This window comes from Clostridium lapidicellarium (assembly GCF_041224415.1).
In the GTDB taxonomy this organism is placed as follows: domain Bacteria; phylum Bacillota; class Clostridia; order Clostridiales; family Clostridiaceae; genus Clostridium_B; species Clostridium_B lapidicellarium.
In genome coordinates, this window is the sequence record NZ_JBGFFE010000047.1 from 1 (window position 1) to 5,659 (window position 5,659).

Genomic DNA, 5,659 nt, shown 5'->3' on the forward strand with positions numbered 1-5,659 from the left:
TGTGATCCTTGAAAATTAGACAGAATAATATAGGGAAACTTATACGAGAAAAAACCAGCAATTCTTTTGAGCTGCGATGAGCAGCCGAGGAAGTAATTTCGAAATAAATCTGTATTGTGTTTGAGTTGATGTGTCATATCAGCTTTGCAATACACTTAAAATTGGCAGTGACGAGTAAAGCGAGGGAAAGGCCGAAGGAGGAGCGGAACTTACTAATGTAATTGAGCGCCGGAATGAGGCATTTGACGAAGCTGAACGAAGTTAATGGCAATTTTCAACAGAGCCAAAAGGACTTTTAAATTAAGAGTTTGATCCTGGCTCAGGACGAACGCTGGCGGCGTGCTTAACACATGCAAGTCGAGCGAAGCAGACCTTTCGGGGGATGCTTAGCGGCGGACGGGTGAGTAACACGTGGGTAACCTGCCTCAAAGAGGGGGATAGCCTCCCGAAAGGGAGAATAATACCGCATGAGGAGTGCCTTTCACATGGAGGGCACTTTAAAGGAGAAATCCGCTTTGAGATGGACCCGCGGCGCATTAGCTAGTTGGCAGGGCAGAGGCCTACCAAGGCGACGATGCGTAGCCGACCTTAGAGGGTGAACGGCCACATTGGAACTGAGAGACGGTCCAGACTCCTACGGGAGGCAGCAGTGGGGAATATTGCACAATGGGCGGAAGCCTGATGCAGCAACGCCGCGTGAGTGAAGAAGGTTTTCGGATTGTAAAGCTCTGTCATATGGGACGATAGTGACGGTACCATATGAGGAAGCCACGGCTAACTACGTGCCAGCAGCCGCGGTAATACGTAGGTGGCAAGCGTTGTCCGGAATTACTGGGCGTAAAGGGTGCGCAGGCGGACATTTAAGTGAGATGTGAAAGACCCGGGCTTAACTTGGGCAGGGCATTTCAAACTGGGTGTCTTGAGTGCAGGAGAGGAGAACGGAATTCCTAGTGTAGCGGTGAAATGCGTAGAGATTAGGAAGAACACCAGTGGCGAAGGCGGTTCTCTGGACTGTAACTGACGCTGAGGCACGAAAGCGTGGGTAGCAAACAGGATTAGATACCCTGGTAGTCCACGCCGTAAACGATGAGTACTAGGTGTAGGAGGTATCGACCCCTTCTGTGCCGCAGTAAACACAATAAGTACTCCGCCTGGGAAGTACGATCGCAAGATTAAAACTCAAAGGAATTGACGGGGGCCCGCACAAGCAGCGGAGCATGTGGTTTAATTCGAAGCAACGCGAAGAACCTTACCTGGGCTTGACATCCCCTGCATATCTTAGAGATAAGAGAAGCCCTTCGGGGCAGGGAGACAGGTGGTGCATGGTTGTCGTCAGCTCGTGTCGTGAGATGTTAGGTTAAGTCCTGCAACGAGCGCAACCCCTGTTGCTAGTTGCTAACAGTAAGATGAGCACTCTAGCGAGACTGCCGCGGCTAACGCGGAGGAAGGTGGGGATGACGTCAAATCATCATGCCCCTTATGTCCAGGGCGACACACGTGCTACAATGGGCAGGACAGAGAGAAGCGAGACCGCGAGGTGGAGCGAACCTTGAAATCTGCCCCCAGTTCGGATTGCAGGCTGCAACCCGCCTGCATGAAGATGGAGTTGCTAGTAATCGCGAATCAGCATGTCGCGGTGAATACGTTCCCGGGCCTTGTACACACCGCCCGTCACACCATGAGAGCCGGCAACACCCGAAGTCCGTAGTCTAACGAAAGAGGACGCGGCCGAAGGTGGGGTTGGTGATTGGGGTGAAGTCGTAACAAGGTAGCCGTAGGAGAACCTGCGGCTGGATCACCTCCTTTCTAGGGAGTCGAGGGACAGCTTAAGAGCTGTTCTACAGTAAGAAGGTTTGACTCGTATAGGTGTGCCGTTATTCTGTTTAATTTTGAGGGATCATNAAGGTGGGGTTGGTGATTGGGGTGAAGTCGTAACAAGGTAGCCGTAGGAGAACCTGCGGCTGGATCACCTCCTTTCTAGGGAGTCGAGGGACAGCTTAAGAGCTGTTCTACAGTAAGAAGGTTTGACTCGTATAGGTGTGCCGTTATTCTGTTTAATTTTGAGGGATCATATCCTTGAAAATTTTATTGTTAGGGGGTATAGCTCAGCTGGGAGAGCATCTGCCTTGCACGCAGAGGGTCAAGAGTTCGAATCTCTTTATCTCCANNNGAGGGCTTATAGCTCAGTTGGTTAGAGCGCACGCCTGATAAGCGTGAGGTCGATGGTTCGAGTCCATTTAAGCCCACCAATAAAATAAGGAAAAAAATCCTTTGATAATATTAAAATGAACAATTGTCCTTTGAAAATTGCACAGTAAATATAGTAAAATTGACAGGAGCGAGTACAGCATGGAAAAGGCCGAACGAGGAGCAGAGTTTACTTAGTGTAAATGAGCACCGCAGTGAGGTATTTGACGCAGCTGGACGAAGCTAATGGCAATTTTAAAGCTAAGGTTATAGAAACAGAAATAACCTTTTGTAGAAAGATGCAGATTAAAGCTAAGATTGATGCAATATAGAATAGTTAAGATTTGTAACCAACAAGAACCGAAAGGGAACTNTAACCTTTTGTAGAAAGATGCAGATTAAAGCTAAGATTGATGCAATATAGAATAGTTAAGATTTGTAACCAACAAGAACCGAAAGGGAACTCCACAGCAGAGCTGCGGAGTGCAATTTAGGCACCAAATCGAAGATTTGGACTAAATTATCAGGTCAAGCTACAAAGGGCGCACGGAGGATGCCTTGGCACCAGGAGCCTAAGAAGGACGCGATAAGCTGCGAAAAGCTCTGGGTAGGCGCAAATAGCCAGAGAACCAGAGATATCCGAATGGGGAAACCCACCCAGGCGAGAGCGTGGGTACCGCAGTTTGAATAAATAGGAGTGCGGGGGCAAACCCGGGGAACTGAAACATCTAAGTACCCGGAGGAAGAGAAAGAAAGATCGATTTTCTGAGTAGCGGCGAGCGAAAGGGAAAGAGCCCAAACCAGGGACTTGTCCCTGGGGTTGAGGGCAGGCCATAGAGGAACGGAAGCTTAACTGAATACAACTGGAAAGTTGAGCCGCAGGAGGTAAGAGCCCTGTAAGTGAAAAGCTGAAGTTCCGGGGTCTGTGCCAGAGTACCACGAGACACGAGAAACCTTGTGGGAAGCAGGGAGGACCACCTCCCAAGGCTAAATACTACCTGGTGACCGATAGAGAAGAAGTACCGTGAGGGAAAGGTGAAAAGAACCCCGGGAGGGGAGTGAAATAGAAACTGAAACCGTGTGTCCACAAATAGTCGAAGCACAATAGAGTGCGACGGCGTGCTTTTTGTAGAACGAGCCAGCGAGTTGCGGTGCGCAGCGAGGTTAAGTACTTAAGGTACGGAGCCGGAGGGAAACCGAGTCTCAATAGGGCGACAAGTTGAGTGCTGCAGACCCGAAACCGGGTGACCTATCCATGGCCAGGTTGAAGCGGGAGTAAAATTTCGTGGAGGACCGAACCAGAATGGTGTTGAAAAACCATGGGATGAGCTGTGGATAGCGGAGAAATTCCAATCGAACTCGGAGATAGCTGGTTCTCCTCGAAATAGCTTTAGGGCTAGCGTTGGGTTAATAGTAATGGAGGTAGAGCACTGACTGGGATAGGGGCTGACAACAGTTGCCGAACCCTATCAAACTCCGAATGCCATATACTAAGATACCCAGCAGTCAGACTGCGAATGATAAGATCCGCGGTCAAAAGGGAAAGAGCCCAGACCACCAGCTAAGGTCCCAAAGTGTAAGTTAAGTGGTAAAGGAGGTGTGATCTCCGAGACAACTAGGATGTTGGCTCAGAAGCAGCCATACATTAAAAGAGTGCGTAATAGCTCACTAGTCAAGAGGTCATGCGCCGAAGATGTCCGGGGCTAAAATTTACCACCGAAGCTGTGGGCTTTAAGGAGCGGTAGAGGAGCATGCTGCCATGGCAGAAGCCGTACCGGAAGGAGCGGTGGACATGGCAGGAGAGAGAATGCTGGCATAAGTAGCGAGAAATAAGTGAGAATCTTATTGGTCGAAAGCCTAAGGTTTCCTGGGGAAGGTTCGTCCACCCAGGGTAAGTCGGGACCTAAGCCGAGGCCGAGAGGCGTAGGCGATGGGGAATCGGTTGAGATTCCGATACCACAGAAATACCGGTAAAGACCTGAAGGGATGACGCAGGAGGAATAGATGTGCATACAGATGGAGGTATGTCCAAGCAGCGAGTGAGGGAAGGGAGGCAAATCCCCCTTTTCAATTGTGAGCTGTGACGGGGAATCCGAAAGGAGAAGTATCGAACATCATACTGCCGAGAAAAGTCTCTAGGGAGGTAAGAAGTGCCCGTACCGCAAACCGACACAGGTAGGTGAGGAGAGGATCCTAAGACCAGCGGAAGAATTGTTGTCAAGGAACTCGGCAAATTGACTCCGTAACTTCGGGAGAAGGAGTGCCCCGAAAGGGGCCGCAGAGAAGAGGCTCAAGCAACTGTTTATCAAAAACACAGGTTTCTGCTAAAGCGAAAGCTGAAGTATAGGAGCTGACGCCTGCCCGGTGCTGGAAGGTTAAGGGGAAGACTAAATAGAGATATGAAGGTCAGAACTTAAGCCCCAGTAAACGGCGGCCGTAACTATAACGGTCCTAAGGTAGCGAAATTCCTTGTCGGGTAAGTTCCGACCCGCACGAATGGCGTAATGATTTGAGCACTGTCTCGACAACAAATCCGGCGAAATTGAAGTGCAAGTGAAGATGCTTGCTACCCGCGATTGGACGGAAAGACCCCGTAGAGCTTTACTGTAGCTTAACACTGAATTTTGGTATTGTCTGTACAGGATAGGTGGGAGGTGTAGAAGCAGGGGCGCCAGCCTCTGTGGAGCCGCAGGTGGGATACCACCCCGACAGTACCGGGATTCTAACCGGGTGCCATGAAACTGGTGACGGGACAATGTTAGGTGGGCAGTTTGACTGGGGCGGTCGCCTCCGAAAGAGTAACGGAGGCGTACAAAGGTTTCCTCAGGAGGGTTAGAAATTCTCCGCAGAGTGCAAAGGCAAAAGGGAGCCTGACTGCGACACAGACAGGTGGAGCAGGGACGAAAGTCGGTCTTAGTGATCCGGTGGTACCTCGTGGGAGGGCCATCGCTCAACGGATAAAAGCTACCTCGGGGATAACAGGCTGATCTCCCCCAAGAGTTCACATCGACGGGGAGGTTTGGCACCTCGATGTCGGCTCGTCGCATCCTGGGGCTGAAGTAGGTCCCAAGGGTTGGGCTGTTCGCCCATTAAAGCGGCACGCGAGCTGGGTTCAGAACGTCGTGAGACAGTTCGGTCCCTATCCGTCGCGGGCGCAGGAAATTTGAGAGGAGCTGTCCTTAGTACGAGAGGACCGGGATGGACTGACCTCTGGTGAACCAGTTGTTCCGCCAGGAGCACCGCTGGGTAGCCAAGTTGGGAAGGGATAAACGCTGAAAGCATCTAAGCGTGAAGCCCCCCTCGAGAATAGATTTCCCACAGCGAAAGCTGGTAAGACCCCTCGGAGAACACGAGGAGATAGGTCAGGGGTGTAAGCAGGGTGACCTGCTGAGCTGACTGATACTAATAGGTCGAGGGCTTGACCAAAGTGGAAAAAGGGAAACGTATTTACTGTGCAATTTTGAGAGGACAG

At 50.7% G+C, this 5,659-nt stretch carries 1 protein-coding gene, 2 tRNA genes and 2 rRNA genes; all 5 read left to right on the top strand.

From position 1 onward, the window contains the following. Positions 1-296 precede the first annotated feature (296 nt). Positions 297-1,806: ribosomal RNA gene (locus AB8S09_RS15640) — 16S ribosomal RNA — on the top strand. A 288-nt stretch (positions 1,807-2,094) separates the two neighbouring features. After that, positions 2,095-2,167 (top strand) — tRNA-Ala (locus tag AB8S09_RS15645). Positions 2,168-2,172: 5 nt separating this feature from the next. Continuing rightward, a tRNA-Ile gene (locus AB8S09_RS15650) sits at positions 2,173-2,249 on the top strand. A 141-nt stretch (positions 2,250-2,390) separates the two neighbouring features. Next, positions 2,391-2,519, top strand: coding sequence for a hypothetical protein (locus tag AB8S09_RS15655; RefSeq protein WP_369869535.1), 129 nt, complete (start codon positions 2,391-2,393; stop codon positions 2,517-2,519). A gap of 194 nt (positions 2,520-2,713) precedes the next feature. After that, a 23S ribosomal RNA gene (locus tag AB8S09_RS15660) occupies positions 2,714-5,613 on the top strand. The 16S and 23S rRNA genes sit together here with 2 tRNA genes alongside, the layout of an rRNA operon. Positions 5,614-5,659: the final 46 nt, after the last annotated feature.

Coding starts and splice junctions, on each gene's coding strand:
- AB8S09_RS15655 (WP_369869535.1), top strand. CDS start 2,391: ATGAGCACCGCAGTGAGGTATTTGACGCAGCTGGACGAAGCTAATGGC.